Source organism: Variovorax sp. RTB1, assembly GCF_035018765.1.
In the GTDB taxonomy this organism is placed as follows: domain Bacteria; phylum Pseudomonadota; class Gammaproteobacteria; order Burkholderiales; family Burkholderiaceae_C; genus Variovorax.
On sequence record NZ_JASJXG010000101.1, the window covers coordinates 1 to 3,804 of the forward strand.

3 protein-coding genes and 1 pseudogene are annotated in these 3,804 nt (G+C 64.7%); all 4 read right to left on the bottom strand.

What is annotated here, in order from left to right; translation table 11 throughout:
- Window positions 1–150: 150 nt before the first annotated feature.
- Window positions 151–1,708: pseudogene (tnpC, locus tag QN397_RS26420) on the bottom strand (IS66 family transposase).
- Window positions 1,709–1,830: 122 nt separating this feature from the next.
- Complete coding sequence (gene tnpB / locus QN397_RS26425; RefSeq protein WP_323502481.1) at window positions 1,831–2,121, bottom strand: IS66 family insertion sequence element accessory protein TnpB; 291 nt, start codon at window positions 2,119–2,121, stop codon at window positions 1,831–1,833.
- A 116-nt stretch (window positions 2,122–2,237) separates the two neighbouring features.
- The gene (istB, locus tag QN397_RS26430; RefSeq protein ID WP_323502482.1) at window positions 2,238–3,026 is read right to left on the bottom strand and encodes an IS21-like element helper ATPase IstB; all 789 of its coding nucleotides are present in this window, start codon (window positions 3,024–3,026) and stop codon (window positions 2,238–2,240) included.
- Window positions 3,027–3,062: 36 nt separating this feature from the next.
- Window positions 3,063–3,804 (bottom strand): Mu transposase domain-containing protein (locus QN397_RS26435; protein WP_416352371.1); only part of this gene is annotated, 742 nt, incomplete at its 5' end.

Here is a 3,804-nt window from a genome sequence, read left to right on the forward strand (position 1 = left end):
CCAACCGAAAGGTTGGGCTTTTTTTTGTTCCGCGCTTTAGTCGATTTGAGAATGTCGGCTATCGAAGAGTCTTGAGATTGGTGTCGAATAGTAAGCACTCGGCAAACACACCTTGACGCGAACCCCTGAAGGTATTGGCCCTGCGTCAGTTCAGTTCGCGACCTGCGCCCAGCGATGCGGCAGCAACTCCTCGACGCGGCTCATCGGCTGCGTCGGCAGCCGCATGAACACGTCCTTCAGATACGCGTACGGGTCGTGCCCGTTGAGCCGTGCCGACTGGATCAGACTCATGATCGCGGCGGCTCTCTGGCCCGCGCGCAAGCTGCCTGCGAACAACCAGTTCGAGCGTCCCACGGCCACCGGGCGGATCTGGTTCTCGATCCAGTTGTTGTCCGCCGGCAGGCGACCATCATCGATGTAGCGCGTCAGCGCCACCCAGCGCTTCAAGCTGTAGTCGATGGCGCGCGCCGTGGCCGAGCCTTCGGGCAACTGCTGGCGTTGCGCGATCATCCAGGCATGCAACGCATCGGCCAGCGGTCGGGCCCGGACTTGACGGATGCACTGGCGCTCGTCCGCATCGAGCGCGCGCACCTCGCGCTCCACTTCGTAGAGTTGTGCGAAGAAGCGCACGGCCGTCTCGGCGATCAGGCTCTTGCCCGTTGCCTGCAGGTCGACGAACTTGCGCCGTGCATGCGCCAGGCAACCCGCCTCCGTCACGCCCAGCGCGAAGCTGGCCTTGTAGCCACTGAAGTCGTCGCACACCAGGCTGCCGCGCCAGTCCCCGAGGAAGTCTCGGGCATGTGAGCCCGCCCGGCTCTCGGTGAAGTCGTAGATCACCGCCCTCAAGTCCTCGAAGGCTCCGGGCGCATAAGCCCAGAGGTAGGCGCGATGCGTCTTGCCCTGACCCGGCTTGAGCATCGCCACCGGCGTCTCGTCCGCGTGCAGCACGCGATGAGCGAGCACTGCAGACCTGAGCGCATCGACCAGCGGCTGCAACTGCACCCCACACATGCCCACCCAGGCACCCAGCGTGGAACGCGGAATGGCGAAGCCGGCGCGTCCGAAGATGCTCTCCTGACGGTACAGCGGCAAGTGATCAGCGTACTTGGCCACCATCACTTGGGCCAGCAGGCCGGCCGTGGGGATGCCCTTGTCAATGATCTGCGCAGGCACTGGTGCCTGCATCAGCGTCTGGCAGGTCGTGCAGGCCCATTTGCCGCGAATGTGGCGCTCGACCGTGAAGACGCCGGGCACGTAGTCAAGTCGCTCGGCCATGTCCTGGCCAATGCGCTGCAGCGCGCAGCCGCACGCGCAAGTGGGGTTCGTGGTGAACCTCGGTGCGTGGCAGGTGCGCCGGCAGTGGCGCGCGACGCGCAACTTGTTTGGTCTTCTCGGCGCCTGGCACCGAAGCGAGTTGTTCGAGCTCCTGCTCGATGGCCGCGATGTCGGCGTCCAGGGTTTCGTCCAGCAAGCTGCGCTGTCCGGCGTTGAGGCGCTCGCTGCGCGCAGCGAACTTCCAGCGCCGCAGCATGGCGATCTCGTGGGTGAGTTGGTCGACCTTGGTTTGCTTGAAGTGGATCTCGCGATCCTTGGTGGCGATGATCCGGTCGTGCGCTTCGATGACGCGTTGCTGATGGCCAGCGCGTTCGATCAGGCCGCGCAAGACTTCGCGCAGTTGCACTGCGTCGAGTCCATCGAGGTCATTGATCTTGGTCGCATTCACCGTGGCCTCGATGGTGCCGCACAGGCGTCTTCTTGCCTATCGGGGCAGCCACCGATTGCAGGGCGATGCCAATGAACTTGCCGCGCAAAGTCAGTGGCAACGCAAGCTCAGATGATGTGGATTGCACCCGCACCGGCACCTGCATCTGCGAGGCGCTGCCAGGGCAGGCCAAGCACCAGGGCGTCGAGTTGTGCGCGGCTCAGCGTCAAGGATGGTGGTGCGTCGGGCGTGCCCGGTACTGACATCGATGTCGATGTCAAATGCGGCCAAACGAAATGGCCCTGGTGCAGCCGGCGCGCGCACAGCCACAGGCCGAAGCCGTCGTGCACGAGCACCTTCATGCGGTTGGCGCGTCGGTTGGTGCGTATTTCGGCGAAGGTGACCGAGGATTTCGGCAACGTGACCGGTTTGAGTGGTCGATGCTGAGTTGCGTGGAATTGGATTGTAGGAAGAGTGGATGTGAGGGTTGCCGAGCTGCTCCAGTGGTGAGGTTTGGCAAGGGCATGTAGCCGAGCTAATTGGCTGTGTCGGCTTCGATGATTTCTTTAGATCTGTCTTCGGCGTTCGAAGTGGTCACCTTGCCCGAGCGCATCGACTGGCCCTGCAGATTCAACCGGTGACTGCGCGACAGCAACCGGTCCAGGATGGCATCAGCGATCGTCGCGTCGCCAATCCACGCATGCCAGTGCTCCACCGGCAACTGGCTGGTCACGATCGTCGGACGCGATCCGGCGCGGTCGTCGATCACCTCCATCAGGTCGGCGCGCGTCGGGCCATCCAGCGCTGCCAGTCCCCAGTCATCCAGCAGCAAAACGTCGGTCCGCGCCACTGCTGCCAGCCAGCGACCGAAGCCGCCGTTGCCATGCAGAACACGCAGATCCTCGGCCAGACGGGGCACCCGCAGATACAGCGCCGAGTGCCCGCGCCGGCACGCGTACTGCGCCAGCGCACAGGCCAGCCACGACTTGCCCGAGCCTGTGGCGCCGCTGACCAGGATCGCTGCGCCATCCTCGATCCAGCGCGACAGCGCCAGACTCATCAGCGCGCTGCGCTCGAACCCCCGGCCGGGTCTGCTGTCGACGTCTTCGATGCACGCCTGCGGGTACTTCAGGCCAGCCCTCTTCATGAGCGCTGCACGACGCTTGTCGTCGCGATGGTGAACCTCGCGGTCGACCATCAGCGCCAGCCGTTCCTCGAAGCTCAGGCCCGTGCTCGCGCTGCTCGAGAGTTGTTCCTCTACCGCCGAGGCCATGCCCACCAGCTTCAAGTCACGCAACTGCGCGAGGGTGTTGTTCATCATCATTGTGGAAGTCCTTGGGTGCGTGTTCAGTGGAAGTGTTCAGTGGAAGTAGGAAGCGCCGCGCAGGTTGTCGTGCTCCGGGGACACCCACTCGGGTGCCGGTGCAGGACGCTCGATCAGGTCGCGCCCATTGGCCAGGATGTCGCGCACGTGGCGGTACTGCCCGGCGCCGAGTTCGAGCGCCAGCAGGCAGGCCGCCTCCACGCGCTGCGGGCCGTACCGCTTGGCCAGGCTGAGCAGCCCGAGGCAGCTGCGGTAGCCATGCTCGGGATGGCAGAAGCGTTGCAGCAGTTGCGTGACGAAGCGCCCCGTGCTCACGCCGATGCCAGCGCCCCAATGGATCAGACGTTCGGGAGTCCACTCCTTGTGCGCTCGATGGGCCGCCGGCATATGTTCGTCCAGCGTCGTGAAGCCACCCCGGTGTGCGTTGCGTGCGTGGCATGCCACGCGCTCACCGCGATGCAGCACCTCCACCAGGGCGTCGGTGATGCGCGCCTCCAGCTTCAACCCGACCAGCGAGTGCGACACGCTGTAGCGGTGGCCTTCGATCTCCACGTGGTAGTCAATGTGCACGGTCACCGTCTTGAAGGTCGCCCACTGCCAGTGTTGCGCCGGCAAGGCCGACAGGGTTGGCGCATCCAGCGCGGCGAACAGGCTTGCGCGACTGCCTTCGATCTTCTGGAACCGGCGCTCGTTGAGCGAAGGCAGCAATGCGCACAGGGCCGCGTCGGCGGCATGCACATCGGCCAGCACCGTATGCCGCAGCCGAGCCATCAGCCAA

What these genes read in the sequence shown, in the direction of transcription:
- istB (WP_323502482.1), bottom strand. Translation starts at nt 3,026, where the DNA reads ATGATGATGAACAACACCCTCGCGCAGTTGCGTGACTTGAAGCTGGTG.